1 protein-coding gene is annotated in these 220 nt (G+C 69.1%); it reads right to left on the minus strand.

All coding sequences use genetic code 11. From position 1 onward, the window contains the following. Window positions 1-220 (minus strand): beta-ketoacyl synthase N-terminal-like domain-containing protein (locus IH00_RS0136045; protein WP_039947812.1); only part of this gene is annotated, 220 nt, incomplete at both ends.

The raw sequence follows: 220 nt of genomic DNA on the forward strand, positions 1-220 counted from the left end.
GCGGGACCGGAGAGCCCGAGGACGTAGGAGACCCGGCCGGACGCGACGCTCACACTGCTGCCGGACAGCATGAATCCGTCGACATCGGCGCCGGTCCGCTGCACGCGCGCCAGGTACTCCTGGTAGCTGGTGCTCAGGAACACTCCGGTGTCGGTGCCCTTGAGGCGCAGGGGGTCGATTCCCGCGCGTTCGATCGCCTCCCACGACGTCTCCAGCAGCA

The organism is Streptomyces sp. NRRL S-118, assembly GCF_000716335.1.
Lineage (GTDB): Bacteria > Actinomycetota > Actinomycetes > Streptomycetales > Streptomycetaceae > Streptomyces.